General features: G+C 63.3%; 15 protein-coding genes and 1 pseudogene. 2 read left to right on the top strand and 14 right to left on the bottom strand.

Going from position 1 to position 19,637, the window contains the following annotated elements:
• The first annotated feature begins 2 nt into the window (after nt 1-2).
• Nucleotides 3-794: an ABC transporter permease gene (locus RFN28_RS24260; protein WP_320289743.1), complete on the top strand. Its 792-nt coding sequence runs from the start codon at nt 3-5 to the stop codon at nt 792-794.
• 19 nt (nt 795-813) lie between these two features.
• A complete protein-coding gene (locus RFN28_RS24255; RefSeq protein ID WP_320289742.1) occupies nt 814-1,713 on the top strand; it encodes a phosphorylase family protein in 900 nt (299 codons plus the stop codon).
• A gap of 67 nt (nt 1,714-1,780) precedes the next feature.
• Here RFN28_RS24255 and RFN28_RS24250 read toward each other — a convergent pair whose 3' ends face one another.
• The 14 genes and pseudogenes from RFN28_RS24250 to RFN28_RS24185 form a co-directional block, all read right to left on the bottom strand.
• Nucleotides 1,781-2,065: a hypothetical protein gene (locus RFN28_RS24250; protein ID WP_320289741.1), complete on the bottom strand. Its 285-nt coding sequence runs from the start codon at nt 2,063-2,065 to the stop codon at nt 1,781-1,783.
• A gap of 916 nt (nt 2,066-2,981) precedes the next feature.
• Nucleotides 2,982-3,260, bottom strand: a pseudogene (locus tag RFN28_RS24245) (Tn3 family transposase); the annotation flags it as partial.
• Nucleotides 3,261-3,298: 38 nt separating this feature from the next.
• Complete coding sequence (locus RFN28_RS24240; protein WP_320289740.1) at nt 3,299-4,096, bottom strand: ABC transporter permease subunit; 798 nt, start codon at nt 4,094-4,096, stop codon at nt 3,299-3,301.
• A gap of 2 nt (nt 4,097-4,098) precedes the next feature.
• Nucleotides 4,099-4,956 (bottom strand): 2-aminoethylphosphonate ABC transporter permease subunit, encoded by an 858-nt coding sequence (locus tag RFN28_RS24235; protein ID WP_320289739.1) that lies wholly within the window; start codon nt 4,954-4,956, stop codon nt 4,099-4,101.
• A complete protein-coding gene (locus RFN28_RS24230; protein ID WP_320289738.1) occupies nt 4,949-6,094 on the bottom strand; it encodes an ABC transporter ATP-binding protein in 1,146 nt (381 codons plus the stop codon). The genes RFN28_RS24235 and RFN28_RS24230 overlap by 8 nt, the downstream gene beginning before the upstream one ends.
• Before the next feature lie 31 nt (nt 6,095-6,125).
• Nucleotides 6,126-7,157, bottom strand: coding sequence for a 2-aminoethylphosphonate ABC transporter substrate-binding protein (locus RFN28_RS24225; protein ID WP_320289737.1), 1,032 nt, complete (start codon nt 7,155-7,157; stop codon nt 6,126-6,128).
• 266 nt (nt 7,158-7,423) lie between these two features.
• A complete protein-coding gene (locus RFN28_RS24220; RefSeq protein ID WP_320289736.1) occupies nt 7,424-8,434 on the bottom strand; it encodes a C-terminal binding protein in 1,011 nt (336 codons plus the stop codon).
• A 22-nt stretch (nt 8,435-8,456) separates the two neighbouring features.
• On the bottom strand, nt 8,457-9,803 hold the full coding sequence (pbfA, locus tag RFN28_RS24215) for a (R)-1-hydroxy-2-aminoethylphosphonate ammonia-lyase (RefSeq protein ID WP_320289735.1): 1,347 nt from the start codon (nt 9,801-9,803) through the stop codon (nt 8,457-8,459).
• A gap of 70 nt (nt 9,804-9,873) precedes the next feature.
• Entirely contained in the window at nt 9,874-10,989 is a 1,116-nt protein-coding gene (locus RFN28_RS24210) for a TIGR03364 family FAD-dependent oxidoreductase (RefSeq protein ID WP_320289734.1), read from the bottom strand.
• A gap of 19 nt (nt 10,990-11,008) precedes the next feature.
• Nucleotides 11,009-13,486 (bottom strand): GcvT family protein, encoded by a 2,478-nt coding sequence (locus RFN28_RS24205; RefSeq protein WP_320289770.1) that lies wholly within the window; start codon nt 13,484-13,486, stop codon nt 11,009-11,011.
• A gap of 81 nt (nt 13,487-13,567) precedes the next feature.
• On the bottom strand, nt 13,568-15,022 hold the full coding sequence (phnY, locus tag RFN28_RS24200; protein WP_320289733.1) for a phosphonoacetaldehyde dehydrogenase: 1,455 nt from the start codon (nt 15,020-15,022) through the stop codon (nt 13,568-13,570).
• A gap of 141 nt (nt 15,023-15,163) precedes the next feature.
• Nucleotides 15,164-16,420 carry a phosphonoacetate hydrolase gene (gene phnA, locus RFN28_RS24195; RefSeq protein WP_320289732.1) on the bottom strand — a complete coding sequence of 419 codons (1,257 nt, stop codon included), beginning with the start codon at nt 16,418-16,420 and terminating at the stop codon, nt 15,164-15,166.
• A gap of 21 nt (nt 16,421-16,441) precedes the next feature.
• Complete coding sequence (locus RFN28_RS24190) at nt 16,442-17,644, bottom strand: 2-aminoethylphosphonate--pyruvate transaminase (RefSeq protein WP_320289731.1); 1,203 nt, start codon at nt 17,642-17,644, stop codon at nt 16,442-16,444.
• A 134-nt stretch (nt 17,645-17,778) separates the two neighbouring features.
• Nucleotides 17,779-19,488 (bottom strand): Na/Pi cotransporter family protein, encoded by a 1,710-nt coding sequence (locus RFN28_RS24185; protein WP_320289730.1) that lies wholly within the window; start codon nt 19,486-19,488, stop codon nt 17,779-17,781.
• Between the last annotated feature and the right edge of the window lie 149 nt (nt 19,489-19,637).

The raw sequence follows: 19,637 nt of genomic DNA, 5'->3' as shown, positions 1-19,637 counted from the left end.
CGATGCTGGACCCCTACCCCGAAAACCGGCTTGCACGTGTTTTGCTGTGGTCATTCGGTGCGCTGGTGCTGGCATTCCTCATTCTGCCAACGTTGATCGTGGTGCCGATCTCGTTCTCTGCATCCGAGATGTTGGAATTTCCGCCGCGCACTTTTTCGTTGCGCTGGTATTCGAGTTTCTTCGGCTCGACCGACTGGATGGCCGCATTGCGCACGAGCCTGATCCTCGCCGGGCTGACGGCCGTCGTGTCGGTGCCCGCCGCATTCCTGGCCTGCGTCGCGATGGACCGGCTGGGTGGGAGGGTCGCCCGCGGGATCTACACCTTCGCGGTGATGCCCTCCGTGGTTCCCGGCATCCTCCTGGCTATCGGTCTGTTCTTCGTCCTGGCGAAGCTCCGGCTGCTCGGGACCCTCGGCGGCGTCCTCCTCGGGCATATCGTCCTGGCCATACCGGTTGCCGTCATCGTGCTTTATCCCTCCGTGCGCAGGTTTGACTGGGTGCAGCTTCAGGCCGCGCGCAGCCTTGGTGCCGGCTGGGGTGGCGGGATTATCGGCATCATGCTGCCGCAGATGACCATCTCGCTGGTCTCGGCGGCGCTGATGGCATTCCTGAGCTCGCTTGATGAAGCCGTCATTTCGATCTTCGTTTCGGGCGGCGCGAACACCACGCTGCCGAAGCTGATGTTCATTTCGCTGCGCGACCAGATAGACCCGACCATTGCCGCGATCTCGACGCTATGGACCGGACTCGTCATTTCCGTCGTCCTCGTCGTCGCCGCGCGCCAGAAGCCTTAGATCCGACAGGAACATTCGAATGACCACTCACAGCTCTGCCTCAGAGCCCATCCCATCCGTCGAGCTGGCCCTCATCACCGGCTCGGCAAGCTGGGGACTCGCATTTCCCGAGGACGTGCCCGTAGCCGGCGTGGAGGTTCTGGCCCGGGACATTGCCTTCGACACGCCCTATGGGCGTACGGAAAATTGGAAGCTCCTCGCGTTCGACAGCTCGATCACCAGCGATGGGCGGCCGCGTCGTGCGCTATGCATGTATTCTCACGGCAATCTGCGGGACGAAGTCGACCATGCTTGCCACCGCCGTGCCTTTTGGGTGCTGCGCGAGGCCCGCGTCAAGCGGGTGATCGCCTGCTCGACGGTGGGCTCGGTCAACCGTGCGATCCGGAAGGGCGATCTGGTCATTGCTGCCGATATCATCGAACCAACCCAAACGCCCTATTCCCTGCTGCCGGGACGCCAAAGATTCGACGCCAGCGGCAAGCAGATCATCTGCGGCACCTGCGCCGCGATCCTGGCCGGCACGGCCGGCCGACTCTGGCCGGCGGAGGGGCGCGTTCATGGTATCGAACAAGGGCTGGTCGCTGGCCATGTCTATGGGCCGCGCCTGACCACTCCGGCGGAGGCCATCATGTTCCGCACGCTTGGTGCCGATTTTATCAACCACTCCATCGCGCCCGAGGCGACCCTTTCGCGCGAGATCGGCGCCTGCTTCACCCCTTGCGCCTTTGTGACCGCTACGGTGAACGACTATCTCAACCGGGACAGCGGCACGCTCCTAGAGGCCGGCGCGCTCGAACGGCTTTCGCAAGTCACATCGATCATCGCCCTGGAGACTGCGGCCGCATTGCCAGTCGGCGAACCCTGCGCCTGCCACGGCCTCCTCATACCACAGCCGCCAGAACGCTACGCGCGGTTCTAGATTGGAATGTCGGCGGCATATCCATGACAATGCTAGTTCATTCCTCCACCAAATCGCGAAGCGCCGATCAGATGCGCGGCCGAAGTGCGTTTATAAACGCGTTCGTCCGCTCCTGAAGCCAGTTGAGCGCCCGTGCGCGGTCTTCTGGCTTCTCGAGATCCTGCACGGTGAAGTCCTGGGCAATGACTGGTCTGTCCCCGGCAAAATCGATCGTCACGTCTGGACCTAGTTCAGCAGCCAACTCCTCTGCCTCAGAGGCCAGCGCTTTCGACGCCCGTTCACCCACCGAGTTGCGATTAGAGGAAAGGTCCAGACCGACGCGGTTGGCGCGCATGTCACGGTAGACCGTCAACCAACTCGAGCCACCGGGTGCTCCGAATTTGAAGACGATATGGCTGCCAAGCGCGGCTGGAGGGCGCATCTGGTCGGGGTCGTCCCCGACGGGAAATCTTGCCAGAAGCTCTGCCTGATGGCGTTATCGCGCTCCCGCCCGGCTCTTCTTTCCGGTGACTCGACTGAATCAGAAGATTCCTCTTCCTCGTCCTCGGACAGAGCGAGGCCATCCGGAAGCGCGATAACGCTCCTCACAATTGTCTGCGTCTTCGCGAGAACACGCGGCACGACGATCCGCGCCCCGTCTGCCAGCTGGTAGATCGGCATTTCGACGAGGCCCAATGTAAAATGAAGGCCGGAATGGCCTTGCAGATACTCCGCGATCGTCTCCACCCCGAGGCATACCCGCATCACCCTTCCAACGTGCCGTGCCCACTGCCCCGGCGGATCAAACGGGTGCACATGTCGATTGCTTCCCCGTTCACGCGGCCTCCCCCGAATCTCAGGCGGGTCGGCATCCGCATCATCACTTTCGAGGCCTGCTCAGGCTTCACTCGCGTTACGGCCCATCGGATTGCTCAACCGCCCTAGGCGGCCTTTGTCACGAGGCTTCGACCCGGCCAGTTACCCGACCGAGCCTCTCGTCAGCTACCAGACCTATCGACTACTATCTGGGTGGAACCTCCCTCCACTGGTGATACGCGCCATCGTGGCGCACTGAGATAAGCGGGCTAGCCGATGTGGTCGTATCTGCGCTGGGCGGCATGAACGGCCTCGATGTTCGCCTCCGTCCAATGCGAAAGCGCGTTCAGCATGTGGGTGAGCGTCCAGCCAAGCGAGGTCAAGTCACATGAGCGAGTTTGGCAAGCTCACGGCCGACAATACCGTAGCCGATCACGGCCAGCTTCTTGCCTTCCAGCTTCTGGGTCGCATAGTTCGAGCCGGCCAAGTTCCCGCAGCGCTCTGGTCAGTTGGCTCTCCTTCGGACACGCCGACAGCTTCTTCAGGATCGTCGAGGGGATGACGGAGCGGGTTGTGACCGATGCCGCCAGATGCAGCAGGTCGTCCCAGTGGTCGAGGATCAACGCGGTGTTGATCGGGGCGCCAATGTGGCTCGTCAGCGGCGGGTAGGCATCGCCTTTCCCGAATGTGTGGAACCTCCGATCCTTGAGGTTGGGCAGACGCGGCGCGAAGCGCTTGCCGATAGGCGAGAAGTCCTATGCCGTCCAGATGCGTGCAGGCCGCGGGAGACCTACGATCCCGTCGCGCGCCGGGTGACGCGTTCGAGTCCAAGCAAGAGGACCAGGGTCGCCGCGACCAAAATCATGGTGAGCGCCGCTCCCGCGAAGATGTCGCCGCGATCGGTCAGCGAGAAGATCGACACCGGAAGCGTCACCCAGCCAGGCGGATAGACCATCACCGTCGCGCCCAGTTCGCCCATGGAGAGCGCGAAGCTCAGGCCAAATGCCGCGGCGAGATAGGGCGCAAGCAGCGGCAGCGTGACATGCCAGAGCCGATAGGCGGACCTGGCGCCGAGGCTGGAGGCGACCTGCTCGAAGTCCGGCGACAGCCGCGCCAGACCCGCCGACACATTGCCGAAGGTGAAGGCCGAAATCAGCACGAAATGCGCGACCATGACGATGGCAACGGTGCCGTTGAGAAGCAGCGGTGGATTGCTGAAGGCAACGAGCAATCCAAGACCGACCGACACGGAAGGCACGGCACTTGGGATGAAGAACAAAAGGCCGAGCAGTCGCGCCAGCGTGGCGCCTTGCACACGCAGCGCAAGCGCCGCCCAGGCGCCGCTGACCAGGGCCAGCGCGCTGGCGGCAATGCCGGTGATAAAGCTGGCCTTCACGGAGTCGCCGGCCGAACCCTGGACGACGTCGCTGTAATGCTCCAGCGTCAGGCTGCTGGGCAGCACACTGTTCCACTGGCCGGCAAGGCTGGAGAGTAGGATGACGGCCAGAGGTGCCAGGAACAGCACACCGAACAGCAGCGCGAAGATCGCCCAGATGGCGATGCGACCGGATTTCGACCAGACCAGCATGGCTACACTCCGAGCCGGCCTGCGGCGAGCCGGTAAAGTCCAAACAGTCCCAGCGACAGCACGATGTTGACCAGCGCGATGATGCAGGCGACCTGATAGGCGGACTCCTGGATGGCCTTGCTGTAGATCAGCAGCGGCAAGGTGATGACGCCCTTGGCGCCGATGAACAGCACGATGCCGAATTCGTTCACGGTCAAAAGCAGGCAGAGGCTGCCGCCGGCAATCAGCGCCGGAACAGCCGCCGGCAGAATCACCTGGCGCACGATCCGGAAAGGACGCGCGCCGAGCACGCTGGCGGCTTCTATCTGGCCGCGATCGACGAGCGAGAAGGCTGCCAGCAGCGGCCGCAGGATGAAGGGTGTGTAGACGGTGACTTCGGCCAGCACCACACCCCATGTCGAATAGAGGAAATCGACGGGCGGCGTCGGCAGCGAGAAGGCTTCCATCAGCCCGCTGTTGAGCATGCCGGCCGAGCCGTAGAGGAAGGTGAAGGCGAGCGTCACCAGGAATGTCGGCAAGGCGATAAATGTGTCGATCAGCCGGGCGATGACGCCGCTGCCCGGAAACGGCACGAAGGCGAGGATCAGGCCCAGCATCAGGCCGACGATCAGGCATCCGGCGGTTGCCGCGACCGAGATCGTAACCGTGTTGAGGAGCGCATTGAGAAAGAAGCGCGCATGGAGCACGCGCACGAACTCGGCGATGTTGGCGACGCCGCTGTCGTCGAGAAAGGCCTGCCGGGCAATCAGCGCCAGGGGATAGAAAAACAGCAGCGCCAGCAGCGCCGCCGGCGGCACGATCCAGATGCTGCCGGGCACCTTCCTGGCCGCCGGTTTCGAAAGAACGGCCGCCTCAGACACGGGCGTCTTCCGGAACGAGAGACGTATCGCCGGGCGTGAAGAAGAGAGGCATCGCGGTGCCGCGCTCCGGCAAGGACACCGGCAGCCTGGTTGCCGAGACGCGCACTGGCGTGCCGCCCACATCGAGCACGAGATGGGTGAGTTCGCCCTGCCAGTGGACTTCCTTGAGCGTGCCGACGATCCTGTTCGAATGTTCCTCGTCGCCTGTGAGGCTGAGATGCTGCGGCCGGATGCAAAGCAGGCTCTTCTCCCCAGGTTTCTCGCCGCGTGCCGCGCCGGCAAGCACGACATCGCCGAGCCTCGCTTTGGCGAGCCCTTTCGGCCCTGCCGCCTCGGAGACTGTCACCGGCAAAAGGTTGGCGCGGCCAAGGAACTCCGCCGTAAAGCGGTTCGGTGGCCTGCGGTAGAGATCAACCGTCGGTCCGTGCGAGGAAACCCGGCCGTCACGCATGATGGCGATCTTGTCGGCAAGCGTCAGCGCTTCGGTCTGGTCGTGGGTCACGTAAAGGACTGTCAGCCCCGGCAGGTCGCGATGCAGCTTGGCTATTTCCTCGACCATGTTGCGCCTTATTTGCGCGTCGAGCGCCGAAAGCGGCTCGTCGAGCAGAAGCACGCGCGGCCGCACCGCCAGCGCCCGCGCGATCGCGACGCGCTGCTGCTGGCCCCCCGAAAGCTCGCGCGGATAACGCCGGGAAAAGCCCGACATGCCGACCGTGGCGAGCGCGTCCTTGACGCGTTCGGCAATGAGCGCTTTGTCGGCGCGCTGTGCCCTCAGGCCGAAGGCGACGTTGTCCTCGACGCGCATATGCGGAAACAAGGCATAGTTCTGCACCACCATGCCGAGCCCGCGCTCATAGGGCGGAAGATCGGTGACATCAGTGGTACCGATGCGGATGCGCCCGCTTGCCGGTTTGACGAAACCGGCAACCGCCCGCAGAGCCGTCGTCTTGCCGGAGCCCGAGGGGCCGATCATCGCCAGGATCTCGCCTGGAGCGATGTCGAGCGTCAGCGGATGCAGGACGACAAGCGCGCCATAGGCGACGCTGACCTTGTCGAAGTGGACATTGGAGCCGGCGCCGCGAATTTTCGCGGCGTCGACATCCACAACATTGCTCCCCATGATAGCGGGCACCGACATGGCTGGTCCTCCGGTTCTGGACACCAGGGGATCAACTTCCAGTCGCTTCGTTCCACTTCTTGACATAGTCGGGCAGCTTCTTCAGCGCCTCATCCCAATTCGGAGACCAGACCGTCACGCCCTTCATCGCCTCCTGCAGCTTGGAGAAGTTGGCGTCGTCCGGCTTCACGTCGTTGCGGGCCGGCATGCCGAGGGCAACCGAGCTTACCGTCGACTGGGCCTCCTTGGACAGCAGGAAATCGATCAGCTTCTTGCCGTTGTCGCCGTTCGGTGCACCGGTCACCAGGCCGATCTCGTAAGGCAGGGCGAAGGTGGAGCGGGTGCCGTCCGGACCCGCGGGCCAGAACACCTTGATGTTCGGATTGTCGGCCATCTGCGACATGTTCATCTGCAGGTCGCCGTTCGCGACATGCAGCTCACCCTTGTTGACCAGCGCGGTCAGCTTGCCGGTGGAAGCCGAGGGCCCGACATTGTTGTCCTGCAATTTCTTCATGAATTCGAAGCCGGCATCCTCGCCGCCGAAAGCGTGGATGATCTGCAGCATCACAGCCGTGCCGTCGCCGGCCTGGCCGGGCGTCGAATATTGGATCTTATGCTTGAACTTGGGATCAAGCAGATCGTTGTAGCTCTTCGGCGCTTCCGAAAGCGCGGCACTGTTGTAGATGAAGTTCATGTAGTTGTTGACCAGCGGCCGGTACTTGTCGGTACCGCCATCGATCTGCGCAGCTGCCTCGGGTTTGTAGTCCTGCAGCAGCCCATCTTCCGCGGCACGCTGAATGAACGGGGGCAGCGTGACCAGCACGTCGGCCTGCGGGTTCGACTTCTCCTTGGCGACGCGCTCGACGACACCACCGGAACCGCCCTCGATATACTGCACCTTGATGCCGGTCGCCTTGGTGAACGCGGCGAACTCGGTCTCATACCAGCTGCCATTGCCGTCATGCAGGCCGTCGGCCGAATAGATGGTGACGACACCCTCGGCCATCGCCGGCCCAACGAGGGCCGCAGATGCGGAAAGCAGCGCGGCGAAGGCCGCGATAACGGTTGCGTTTCGTGATTTCATGATCAGTTCCCCTTTTGATGGAAGCCACATTCTGCGATGCACTTTGGCCGGCCAGCCCTCGGGTCTCCAACCTCGATCGAGTCGGCTAGACGTCCACTTTCCAAGATTTTGAGGATTGGCGATCGATAAGTAAAATCTATTTATTTTATAAAGACCAAGGTTTCTCTGATGTTTGTCACGAAACTGTCGCGGCCGCCTCGCGGCCGCATTTCGGGCGGCAGGCGGAATGCCTGTTGGAAAAAGCTGTTAGGGAGGACCCGGCCAGATCAGCCGAACACGACGCCGGCACGCTGCGCGCGCAGTCTCGGATCCACCGAGCGGATCGTCACCGGCCTGCCATCGAGAATTTCGAAGCAGCGGGTGAGCGTTTCGTCCTCGAGCCGGCGCAAGGCCTCGACCGTGAAGAAGGTGAGGTGCGGAAAGAGAATGACGTTGTCGCGACCGAACAGAGCGCTCATTGCATGGCCTGACGTCAATAGCGGCTCCTGCGAATAGACATCGAGGCCGACCCCGCCGATGCGTTTTTCGACCACAGCCTCGACCAGCGCCGCTTCATCGATGAGCGCGCCGCGCGAAACATTGATCAGGATGGCGGACGGCCTCATGCAGGCAAGCTCGGCTCTGCCAATCAGGCCTCGGGTGGCGTCGTTGAGCACGCAATGTATCGACACGAAATCGCAGGCGCGAAGCATGTCGTGGAGATTGTCTTGCTTTTCGATGCCCGCCTGCCGCATCGCGGCGGTGTCGACATTCGGATCGAATCCGAGCACGCGCGCGCGAAATCCCTGCCCGGCCATGCGGGCCATGCTGCGGCCGATCCTGCCGCAGCCGACGAGCCCGAGCGTGGCGCCGGAAATGTCGCGCCCCAGCCAACGCTGCTCCGGCCAGACCCAGCCATCCCGCAAAACTGCCGCCGTGATCGCCGGCAGCCGTTTCGCCAGAGCGATCATCAGGGCGAAGGCTCCTTCGGCGACCGTCGCTTCGGCATAATCGGGGACATTGACCACGGGGATGCCGAGCCGCATCGCCGCCTGGATGTCGATGGCATCGATGCCGACGCCATATTTGACGATGCCCTTGAGCTTTCGCGCCGCCTCGATGACGCGCGCGGTGATCGGCGTGTAGCACATCAGCAAGAGATCGGCGTCAGCGACGGCCACGATGAGGTCGGCTTCCGGGATGCCGTCGGGCAGCGTCACCAGTTCGACCCCGCGTGCCCTGAGGCCCGCGTCGATGCCCGGACATTCAAGCTCCCGGTCGGTGCGAACGGCCTTCATTTCCGCAATCGGCTCCCGCGTTTCAGGCCGCGAGCACGGCGGCTTCGACGATGTCGAGCGCATGATCGAGATCGGCGCGCGAAATCACCAGCGGCGGCGAAAGCGTCAGCACATTGCCCTGGCTGATCTTGAAGCTCAGCCCCTCATCGAGACACCGGTAGTAGATCTTCTCGGCAAGCGCGCGCGCGGGAGTGCGGTCAGCCTTGCCCTCGACCATTTCGACGCCGAACATCAGCCCCCTGCCCCTGACGTCGCCGACGAATGGCGAGCGTTGCATGAGGTCGTTCATGCGGGCGAGCGCATGGGCGCCAAGCTCGGCCGAGCGCTCGACAAGGCCTTCCTCGCGTACAATGGCAATGGTGGTCAGCGCGGCACGCGCGGTGACGGGGTTCTTCTCGTGCGTGTAGTGACCGATCGCATAGTCGCCGGCGACGTCGAGGTCGCGCCGCGCGATCACAGAGGCTATGGGCAGGATGCCGCCACCGAGCGACTTGCCGAGCACGATCATGTCGGGCGTGACGCCGTCATGCTCGGAGGCGAAGAATTTTCCGGTCTTGCCGAGACCGGTCGGTATCTCGTCGAAGATCAGCAGCGTTCCATGCCGGTCGCAGGCTTCGCGCACCGCCTTCCAGAAGCCCGGCGCGGGCACCAGCGGCGTTGCCCGCATCGGCTCGGCGACGAAGGCGGCGAAGTCGCCCTCGCGTCCGAGCACATAGGAGATCATGCTGGCGCAGGCACGCGCCGAATCCTCCAGCGAATTGGTGCCATAGGGGCAGTTGTGCGGCGCCCAGGGCGCAACATGTTCGGTGCCGGGCAGGAGCGGCCCCGCGATGCCCGAGCGGAACGTCGCCTCGCCGCCGACGCTTGCAGCGCCGAAGCCGGCGCCGTGGAAGGCATCCCAGAACGACAGCGTCTTGAACCGGCCCGTGGCTGCGCGCGCCAGCTTCAGCGCCACCTCGATCGCGTCGGACCCGCCCGTCGTGAACAGCACCTTGCCAAGGTCTCCCGGCGCCTGCGCGCCAAGCGTCTCGGCGAGCTCGATCGCGGCCTCGCAGGTGAACCGGCGCGGCGCGAACGGCAGCGCGTCCATCTGCTGGCGGATCGCTTCCTTAAGGCGCGGATGGCCGTAGCCGATATGATGGACGCTGTTGCCGTGGAAATCCATGTAGCGGCGCCCGGCAGTGTCCTCGATCCAGATGCCTTCAGCCTTGGCGATCGCCGAGACACAAGGGCTGGAAAGGCTTTGATGAAGAAAGGCCGCGGCGTCGCGGCGCAGGAGTTCCTGCGACGGTCCGTCGCTTTGCCTGGCGCTCCAATCCTGGCGCGCCGCCGCCTTGTTGGATTCGCCTTCGGTATGGACGAGCGTCATATTTCCCTCATAACGCAACCGACCGACGCAATGGATTTCATCAGGAGAATTGTTTCACGACAACGACCTGTCAGCCGAACAATTCTGTGATCGTTTCCTCGCCAAGCGCAAATCCGGTGCTGGCACCGGTGCCGCTGGTCACCATGACCAGCCTGACGTGCTCGTGCGGCGCGTCGATGAAGGCCGGATGGCCACGCGCTGAGGAATAGCTGCCTGTCCACCGCGCCAGCACGTCCGGTGTCCGCCCGAACAGTTTTCGGAACTCGCCCAGGATCATCTGATCGATGTCCTCCAATCCAAACGGGTCGAGAACGTGCCCGTAATGATGCGAGTCGCCGACCACCAGCGATCCATCCGCGCTCTGGACCACAATGAGGTGAACCTCGTTGTCGAGGGCATCGCCGCATTCAATCTGAAGTCTCGAACGCAGTGCCTGCGCTTCCGGCAGCGCGGCGTATGCTTGGTAACGCAGCAGGCTTAGATCTGAGATAAGGGCCTGATTGAGCCGAAAGCCTGGGTCGGCGAGCCGAAGCATCTGCAGCTTGCAGCGATGAGTCTCGTAGGCAGCGACACGATCAGGATAGAGCGTCGTATGATCGTCTCCAGGGCAGACCACGATCTTGTCTGCACGAATGTCGCCGCTGCCGGTCTGGAGCAGCGGCGGCAAAATACGGCTCACGGCAACCCCTCGCCGGAATTCAACCCCATGGCATTCGGACAGAAACGACCCTATCCATGGCAGTGCCTCACGCGATTCAATGCGGAGTTCCCATGGGCTGTAAAGGCCGCCAACGATGTTGTTTGCCGCCAGCTCTGGCTGAAAATTCACCGACTCCCTTGCCGTCAGCACGCGACAGCCTTCCGCCTCAGGTGATGATGCGAATGCATCGAGGACAGCCATCGCCTCCGGCCGCTGCGCCACGACAAGCTTGCCCCGATGCAGTATGTCTATGCCGGCCTGCTTCGAAAGGCCGAGCCATATCTCGCGGGAGCGTTCGGCGCGCTGACGCGACAGGCCAGGCTCTTGACCGCTGACCACCACAAGCCCGAAATTCCGGATCGAAGCGCCGTTCGCCTGGATGTCGCGGTCGATCACCACAACACGCAGGCCGCGCTCCGCAGCGGCGAGCGCATGGCCCAACCCGATGATACCGGCTCCGACAACGGCAAGATCGTACGTGGCCACCGCAACCCTCCTTATAACCCTACGCGGCCCGCTCGGCCGGTTCGCTCGGCCTGATCTTCTCACCCTTCGGGTCGTAGGCGGCCTTGAGATGTGCCTTCGCGCGGTGCCGCACTCCGGCCAGTTCGATTTCGAAATGATCGCTCTGGAGAAATGCCGCGTCGACGCCGTCGACACTTTCGACCAGCCCGAGCGCGACCGACCGGCAGAGGCTGTGGCCATAGGCGGCGGAGCGTACTTCACCCGTTGGCCTGCCGTCGCGCAGGATCAGTTCGCCGCCCCACAGCATCGGTTCAGCGCTTTCCAGAGTGAACTGTACGATGCGCTTGAGCAGCGGCTTGCCCTTTGCCGCGGCGATGGCGTCGCGCCCGATGAAGCCGCCTGCCTTGTCGAGGTCAACGGCGAACCCCAGCCCTGCTTGCCATGGATTGATGTCCGGAGTGAGTTCGCGGCTCCAGGCGCGGTAACCCTTCTCGAGCCGCAGCGCCTCGAGGGCGTAATAGCCGGCATCCGCGAGCCCGAGATCCCGCCCTGCTTCGACAGCAGCTTCATAGACACCGACAGCGAATTCCGTCGGTATGATCAACTCCCAACCGAGTTCACCGACATAGGTCATGCGGTTGGCCAGGCAAATGCCGTAGTCGACGTCGATCTCCCTGTTGGTGGCAAAGGGGAACGCCGCATCCGAAAGATCGGCCGAGGTCAGGCGCGACAGAATTTCGCGCGAATTCGGCCCCATCAACCCAAGCACGGCATAAGCCGAGGTGACGTCCGTCAGCATTGCGTGCGCGTCGCGGTGAATCTGCTTGTTGATCCAATCGAAATCCCGAACAGGCTGTGCAGAGCCTGTGATGATGAGGAATTTTTCGGCACCCAATCGCAACACCGTAAGATCGCTCTCATAGCCGCCACGGTTGTTGAAGACGCCAGTATATACGCTGCTGCCAACTTCAACGTCGATCTGAGCACCGCAGATGCGGTTTAGAACTGCGCAGGCATCGCGCCCCTGCAGCAGCAGTTTGGCGAAGGAGGTCTGATCGAAAATTGCAGCCCCTTCGCGGGCCGCCTTCATTTCACGGCCCACCGCCTCATGCCAGTTCTGCCGGTCAAACGCATACCGGGTCACGGCCGCCTCGTTGCTCGTGGCGAACCAGTTGGCCCGCTCCCATCCCATTTTGGAGCCGAAGCAGGCGCCCTTGGCTTTCAGCCGGTCGTAGAGGGGCGAACGCCGGAGCGGCCGCGCTAGGTCGAGCTCGCGGTTGGGCCAGGGCATGGCATAGTGAAGACCCAGCGTCTCCTTGACCCGGTCATGCAACCAACGTTGATTGTTGTTGAAGGCGGCGAAGCGGCGAATATCCACCGGCCACAGATCCTGCGTGGGTTCGCCATTGACGATCCACTCGGCAAGGGCACGACCGGCACCGCCCGCGCTTGCGATTCCCATCGAGTTGAAGCCGGCGCCCACATAGAAATTCTTCAGTTCGGGCGCTTCCCCGAGCATGAAATTATTGTCCGGCGTAAAGCTCTCGGGACCATTGTAGAATTTTTTCACCTCGCTCTCGGCCAGTGCCGGAACGCGAACCATCGCGTTCTCCATCAGGATTTCGAACTGGTCCCAATCGTCGGGCAGCAGGGCAAATTCGAAATCGTCGGGGATGCCCTTCATGCCCCATGGCTTCGCCTCCGGCTCGAAGCCGCCCATCACCAGCCCGCCGACTTCTTCCTTATAATAGGTGTAACCGTCGGGGTCGCGCAGCACCGGCAGGTCGGGGTGTACGCCCTCGATCTTGCCGGTGACGATGTACATGTGCTCGGCCGAGTGCAGCGGCACGGTCACGCCGCACATCTGGCCTATCTTCCGGGCCCATTGGCCCGCGCAGTTCACGACGACCTCCGCCGCGATATCCCCTCGGTCGGTCCGGACGCCCGTGATACGCCTGTTCAGCGTCGAAATGCCCGTCACGCGCACCCGCTCGACGATATGGGCGCCGCCCATGCGCGCGCCCTTGGCCAGCGATTGCGTGAGGTCCGTCGGATTGGCCTTGCCGTCACCCGGCAGCCACACCGCGCCAACCAGATCGGCAGTCGCCATCGGCGGCCAGAGCTTGCCAGCCTCCTCGGGGGTGATTACCTCGACCTCGACCCCTTGCGCTCTTGCCGATGCTGCGGTTCGTTTCAGCGCCGTCATGCGGTCGGCAGTCCGCGCGACGCTGAGCGAGCCGCAATTCTTCCAGCCGGTGGCAAGGCCGGTTTCGGCTTCCAGTTTGCCGTAGAGTTCAGTCGAGTAGCGCACCAGGCTGGTCATGCTCGACTGGCTGCGCAACTGACCGACCAAGCCCGCGGCGTGCCATGTCGTACCGCCACTCAATTGTCCTTGTTCCACCAGGACCACGTCCGACCACCCTAGCTTGGTCAGATGATAGGCTACCGAGCAGCCGATAACGCCCCCGCCGATGATGACGACGCGGGCCTGAGTGGGAAAGGAAGCTCTTGTGGACATTATGGATCCCGGTGTTTGCGGCACGTTTGTGCCTGGAAGCAAGCCGACGCGCAGACAATCTCCCGGCGACGCATCCGTACGTTACCAAGGCAAGGAGAATGTCTTGACGTTGGTGTAGCTCTTCATCGCTTCGATCACGCCTTCCTTGTAGCCGTTGCCGGAATCCTTGATGCCGCCGAACGGGCTCATCTCGATGCGGTAGCCCGGCACTTCCCAGATGTTGACGCTGCCGACCTTCAAGCCGGTGATGTATTTCTGCATGCGGCGGAAATCGTTGGTGCAGACACCGGACGACAGGCCGAAAGCAGTCGAGTTCGAGAGCGCGATGAGCGCCTCGTCATCGTCCGGCGCGCGCACGATGGGCACGATCGGGCCGAAGGTTTCCTCCATCACCAGTTCGGACTGGTGCGGCACGCGGTCGACGACGATCGGAGGAAGCAACGCACCCTTGCGGCCAGGATCGTAGAGCACTTCCGCGCCCTGCTCAGCGGCCATGTGGACGCGTTTCTCGAACAGCGCGGCCGCCCTCTCGTGCACCACGGTGCCGAGCTGGGTGGCCGGATCGCGCGGGTCGCCGAAGCGGATCGCCTTCGCGCGCTCCAGAACCATCGGCACAAAACGGTCGGCAACCTTCTCCTGCACCAGGATGCGCTTGACCGCGGTGCACCGCTGGCCGGAATTCTTCGTGGCGCCGGCAACGGCAAGATCAGCAGCCTTTGCCAGGTCCTCGTCGGAAAGATCGTTGAGCACGATCAGCGGATCGTTGCCGCCGAGCTCCAGCACCTGACGCTTGTAGCCGGCCTTGGAGGCGATCATCTTGCCGACAGGCACGCCGCCGGTAAAGGTGATCAGGTCGATATTGGGGTTGGTGATCATCTCGTCGCCGATGTCGGCCGGCCAGCCGGTGACGACGGAGAGCATTTCCGGCGGCAAGCCGGCTTCGTAGAGGATGTCGGCCAGCATCAGCGCCGTGATCGGCGTCAGTTCGGTCGGCTTGACCACAACGCAATTGTTGGTGGCGATCGCCGGCGCCACCTTGTGCGACACCATGTTGAGAGGATGGTTGAACGGCGTGATCGCCGAGATAGCGCTCAGCGGCTCGCGGATGGTGAAGATCTTCCGCTGCTTGCCGTGCGGGGTGAGGTCGCAGGAGAAGATCTCGCCGTCGTCGTGGATGGCCAGTTGGCCGGCAAGCGTGAACACGTCGAAGGCGCGCCCGACCTCGTAGAGCGAATCCTGCTTTGAGATGCCAAGTTCCAGCGTGATGAGGTCGGATAGCTCGTCCTTGCGCCCGTTGAGCAGCTCAGCCGTCTTCAGCAGGATGCGCTGCCGTTCGTAACGCGTGAGCTTGGGCTGGTAGTTGGCGGCGATTTTGAAGGCTTCCCTGGCATGCTCGGCCCCACCGGCCGGCACGGTTCCGATCACCGTGTCGTTCCAGGGGAAGCGTACCTCCAGCCTGCGTTCGGCGTCGACCTTCCGGCCGGCGATGCGCATCGGCTCGTGGCGTACTTTGATGGAGGGATCGAGTTGGGTCATGAGCTCTGCTCCGGCAGATCTGTGGGCGCATTGTAGCCGAGGATGACCCCCACTCCGGCTCTTCGGACTTCCTTTCCCCGTCGATGGGTGGAGTGGTGCCGAGCGGAGCGAGGTGGAGTGAGGGTCGACATCAGGCTCAGCTCAAGCCTGCGCCGCCGCCATAGTGGCGTAGTAGAAGGCGTCGAAGTTGCGAAGCGCCGGCTCGTTGGGCAGGTCCGGCAGCACGCGGTTAACGATAAACGGCACGGTCTGCTCCGTCAGGCCGCCATGCGAACGCAGCGGCTCGTCTAGCGCCGCCAGATTGTGCCGGTGCTCGGAGGTGCCGATCGTCTTGTTCTCGCCGGAGATCAGGATGATGTCGCCCATCCGGTCCTCCGGCAGTTCGAAGCGGGCGCAGCCCTCTTCACGTCCAAGCACCAGGGTGATGTCCTCGACCTGGCGGAGCTTCGCCATGATCGCCTCGCGATCGGCGCCTTTCGGAAGATAGGCGGTGGCGAAGGAGCCGAGCGCCCCGTGATGCACGACGTAGGGGTCGGTGATCGGCAGGATCACTCTGGCTGCGTCCTTGCCCAGCCATTCATCCAGAAGATCCTGGACATAGACGACATTGGGCGAGCCGTCGGCGTGGTGCTTTGGCTTCATGCCGTGATCGGCGGTGACCACGATCGCGGCGCCCAGCGCATCAAGTTCGGCAAGATACCTGTCGAACATCTTGTAGAACGCGTTCGCCTCCTTCACCCCCGGCGCGTATTTGTGCTGCACGTAGTCGGTGGTGGTAAGGTACATCACGTCCGGCCGGAACTCCTTCAAGAGCTTGACGCCGGCGGCAAAGGCGAACTCCGATAGCTCGGCCGAATAGACTTCCGGCACCGGCCGGCCGAGCCAGTTGGACGCATTGTCGATGCCGTTGGCGGCCTTGGTCGTGGTGTCCGACTTTTCCGAGGAGAAGCAGACAGCGCGGCCGTCGTCATAGGCAAGGCCGTGGCCGAGCAGCGCCCTGAGCTTGTCCTTGGCCGTCACCACCGCCACCTTGGCGCCGGCGTCGTAGAACTGCTTGAAGATCGTCGGCGCGCGCAGGAACTTCGGATCGTTCATCATCACCTCCTCGCCCGTCTCCGGGTTGTAGAGGTAGTTGCCGCAAATGCCGTGCACGGCAGGTGGCCGCCCCGTGGCGATGGACAGATTGTTGGGATTGGTGAAGCTCGGGATGACCGAATGGGCGAACCGCGCCGTGCCCTTCTTCTTGATCCTCTCCAGCGCCGGCATCAGCCCGGCGCGAATGGCTTCGTCCAGATAGGCCGGCTCGCAGCCGTCGAGACAGATAGCGATGGCCGGCACGCGCGGCCAGGCGTAGCTGCGGCCGTTGGCCGTGACGTTGACGGGAGACATCTGGTTCATCGGAAAATCCTCAAAAGACCTTTAGGCGGCGAGCTTGGCGCGCTCGGCGATAGCGGCGGGGGACGGGGCGGCGGTGTCGACGCCCATTTCGCTCAGCGACTGGGCTGCGGCTTCGACGACCCGGCGCATGACGTGCTCGTCCATCTGGCCGATGCAGCCGATGCGGAAGGAATCGACGACCGTCAGTTTGCCCGGATAAATGATGAAGCCCTTTGCCTTCATCAGGTGGTAGAACCTGTCGAAGGCGAAGTTGGCGTGCGCCGGATTGAAGAAGGTGACGATGATCGGCGACAGCCAGCGGTCCTTCAGCAGCGTCTCGAAACCGAGCTCGCGCATGCCGGCCACCATGACGTCGCGGTTCAGCGTGTAGCGGGCGCCGCGGCCGGCGATGCCGCCCTCCGCCTCGTGCTGGCGCAGCGCCTCGAGGAAGGCCGCGACGACGTGCGTCGGGGGCGTGTAGCGCCACTGTCCGGTCTTGTTCATGTGCGCCCATTGCGCATGGACGTCGAGCGACAGCGAGTGGCTGCGGCCCTTCGCGGCTTCCAGCTCGCTCTTGCGGGCGATGACGAAGCCGAAGCCCGGCACGCCCTCGATGCACTTGTTGGCGGATGACACCATCGCCTCGTAGCGGATCTCGTTGACGTCGAGCGGGATCGCACCGAACGCGCTCATGGAGTCGATCAGAAGCTTGCGGCCGCTGGCATAGACGGCTTCCGATATCTCGGCGATTGGGTTCAGGATGCCTGAACTGGTCTCGCAATGAATGGCGATGACGTGGGTGATGGCGGGGTCGGCCTTGAGCGCCGCCGCGACCTCTTCGCCACGCGGCGGTAGGTAGTCGCCTTTGTCGATCAGCGTGTAAGCGCGGCCGATATACTGCATGGTCTGCGCCGCACGCAGCCCATAGGCTCCATTGGCAAGCACCAGCACCTTGCCGTCCTTCGGCACGAAGGAGCCGAGCATGGCCTCGACGCAGAAGGTGCCGCTGCCCTGCATCGGCACACAGTCGAATTCGCCGCGGCTGTCGCCGGTGAGCGCCAGCAGCCGGCGGCGCATCTCGGCCGTCATGGCGCGGAAATCGCCATCCCAGGAGCCCCAGTCGCGAAGCATCGCCTGCTTGACGGAATACGAGGTCGTGAGCGGCCCCGGCGTCAGCAGGTAGGGCTCTCCCATCGCCGGCCCGTCCAGCGGCCTGGATGCCGCAAATTTCGTCTCAGCGAGCATGCTGCCCTCCACCTCGATCACTGACATTTTCGATATGACGCCATTGTTGGCTTTAGCGATCTATTTGTAAAATCGCTATTTTGTATCGATGTATAGATTTAATTGATGCTATTCCGACTGCCGCAGCATCTTCGCTACGCCGGCAAGTGAGCCATTTTCTCTTGCGCGCGACCGCCCTGCGCCAGCCGGCTTTCGAGCAAGTCACCGCTCTCGCTGAGCAGCGGATAAGCGACTGAAGCCAGCAACGAATTGATTTCCTTCAGCGCCCGAACAGCCTCTAGATGGATGTCGCTCGTCTCAATGGTTTCAGGTGTGCCCGATTGCAGGCGCCGCAAATGCCGGTCATGGCTCAGGCGTTCCAGCTTGCGCATCCGCTCCTTCTCGACGACCAGTTGGCGCGCCGAATCGAGATCGCTCGACACCAGGACATTCAGGGCAAGTTGCATGTTCGCCATGACACGATCGTGAAGCCCGACAAGCTCGTTCCACCCGTCGCGCGAAAAGCGCAGTTTCTTCGCGACGGTCTCCTGCGCGAGCACCAGCAGATTCTTGGCAACGATATCCCCTGCCCGCTCGAGGCTGATGGCGAAATCGGTGAGCTCGATGCCGCGCCGCGCCTCGGCCGGCGTCATGGTGCCGCGGTTGACCTCGGCTAAGTAGAGCTTGATGTCGGTGTGGGCTCGGTTCACCTCGTCGTCGAGCTTCTGCACCTGCCGGATGCGCTCAGGCGTGCCGGCCTCGAAGAAATCCATGACCGGGCGCAACATTAGCTCGACGACTTCGCCCATGCGCAGCAGCTCGCGCGTTGCGCTGGCCAGAGCAAGGCTCGGCGTGCGCATCACGGTGCGGTCGAGCGCGCTTGCCCGCGCCGCCACGGGGCCATCCGCCGCCGCGGCTTTCGTCTCGGGCGCATCGGTGACAAGCAGCGCGACCAGTCTTTCCATGGCGCCGGTGAAGGGCAGACAGACAACGACAAGTGCCAGATTGAAGACCAGATGCAGATTGACCAGCTGCCGCCCCTCGGTCGGGCCGAACAGATCAACCGGGAACGGGACAAGCTGAAGCGCAAACAGCGCTGCAAGCGCCGCCGTCGCGCGGAAGAGGATATTGCCGAGGGGAATGCGACGCGCCTCCACGGCCTGCTGCCCGCGCGTTAGCCAGAACGCGATGAACCCGCCGCCCAGATTGGCGCCGAGCACAAGCGACAGCCCGACGTCGATCGGCACCACGCCCTGCGCGGCAAGCGTGACGAACAGAAGCATCGCGGCGACGCTGGAATGGATGAGCCAGGTAAACAGCGCGGCTGCCGCAAAAGCGGTGAGGAAGTCACCGCGCAGATAGGAGATCATGACCGGCAGCAGCGTGCTTTGCCGCATCGGCGCCGTCGCCTCGCCGATCATGTGAAGCGACAGAAGCACGAAGGCGATGCCGATGAGGATACGCCCGGCCTGCCTGACGGAGCGCGCTTCGAATTTGAGGAACAGCACGCCGCCGATCAGGATCAGGAGCGGCACCAGCCAGCTCAGATCGAACGAAAGCAGCTTTACGACCAGGGCCGAACCAAGGTCGGCGCCAAGCAGGATCGCCAGCCCTACCGAAACCGGAATGATGCCGCTTGCGGCGAACCCTGAGGCAAGGACCGCAACCGCTGTCGAGCTTTGCAGCAGCACGGCAAGCGCGGTCCCGGCCGCCGCCGACTGAAGCCGTCCGCTACGTGCCCGCCGCAGCACATCGCGCAGTGCCGGGCCGCCGGCTCGCTCGACGCCTGTGCGCACCATGCGGACTGCCCAAAGCAGCAGCATGACGGTACCGGAGAGATGCAGCAGGATCATGGAAAATTGCATGGTTGGCTCCGAGCTCGCAGCCAACCCAGGCTGGCTCTCGATCAAAGGTGAAGGCTAACTGGCCATAAATCAAATCGTTCGTTTCTATCTTTATATCAGCTGTGGCTATGCTAATTTGCCGACCAGGCGGTGGCCAAGGGAGCCAGGCG

The sequence above is a fragment of the Mesorhizobium album genome (genome assembly GCF_033977205.1).
GTDB lineage: Bacteria > Pseudomonadota > Alphaproteobacteria > Rhizobiales > Rhizobiaceae > Mesorhizobium > Mesorhizobium album.
The sequence above is the reverse complement of the archived record's forward strand: the minus strand, read 5'-3'. Positions and strand labels throughout refer to the sequence as shown.

Bases quoted from the DNA above. Each gene is read 5' to 3' on its own strand.
- RFN28_RS24260 (WP_320289743.1), top strand. From the start codon at position 3: ATGCTGGACCCCTACCCCGAAAACCGGCTTGCACGTGTTTTGCTGTGG.
- RFN28_RS24255 (WP_320289742.1), top strand. From the start codon at position 814: ATGACCACTCACAGCTCTGCCTCAGAGCCCATCCCATCCGTCGAGCTG.
- RFN28_RS24240 (WP_320289740.1), bottom strand. From the start codon at position 4,096: ATGCTGGTCTGGTCGAAATCCGGTCGCATCGCCATCTGGGCGATCTTC.
- RFN28_RS24230 (WP_320289738.1), bottom strand. From the start codon at position 6,094: ATGTCGGTGCCCGCTATCATGGGGAGCAATGTTGTGGATGTCGACGCC.
- RFN28_RS24225 (WP_320289737.1), bottom strand. From the start codon at position 7,157: ATGAAATCACGAAACGCAACCGTTATCGCGGCCTTCGCCGCGCTGCTT.
- RFN28_RS24220 (WP_320289736.1), bottom strand. From the start codon at position 8,434: ATGAAGGCCGTTCGCACCGACCGGGAGCTTGAATGTCCGGGCATCGAC.
- pbfA (WP_320289735.1), bottom strand. From the start codon at position 9,803: ATGACGCTCGTCCATACCGAAGGCGAATCCAACAAGGCGGCGGCGCGC.
- RFN28_RS24205 (WP_320289770.1), bottom strand. From the start codon at position 13,486: ATGTCCACAAGAGCTTCCTTTCCCACTCAGGCCCGCGTCGTCATCATC.
- phnY (WP_320289733.1), bottom strand. From the start codon at position 15,022: ATGACCCAACTCGATCCCTCCATCAAAGTACGCCACGAGCCGATGCGC.
- phnA (WP_320289732.1), bottom strand. From the start codon at position 16,420: ATGAACCAGATGTCTCCCGTCAACGTCACGGCCAACGGCCGCAGCTAC.
- RFN28_RS24190 (WP_320289731.1), bottom strand. From the start codon at position 17,644: ATGCTCGCTGAGACGAAATTTGCGGCATCCAGGCCGCTGGACGGGCCG.
- RFN28_RS24185 (WP_320289730.1), bottom strand. From the start codon at position 19,488: ATGCAATTTTCCATGATCCTGCTGCATCTCTCCGGTACCGTCATGCTG.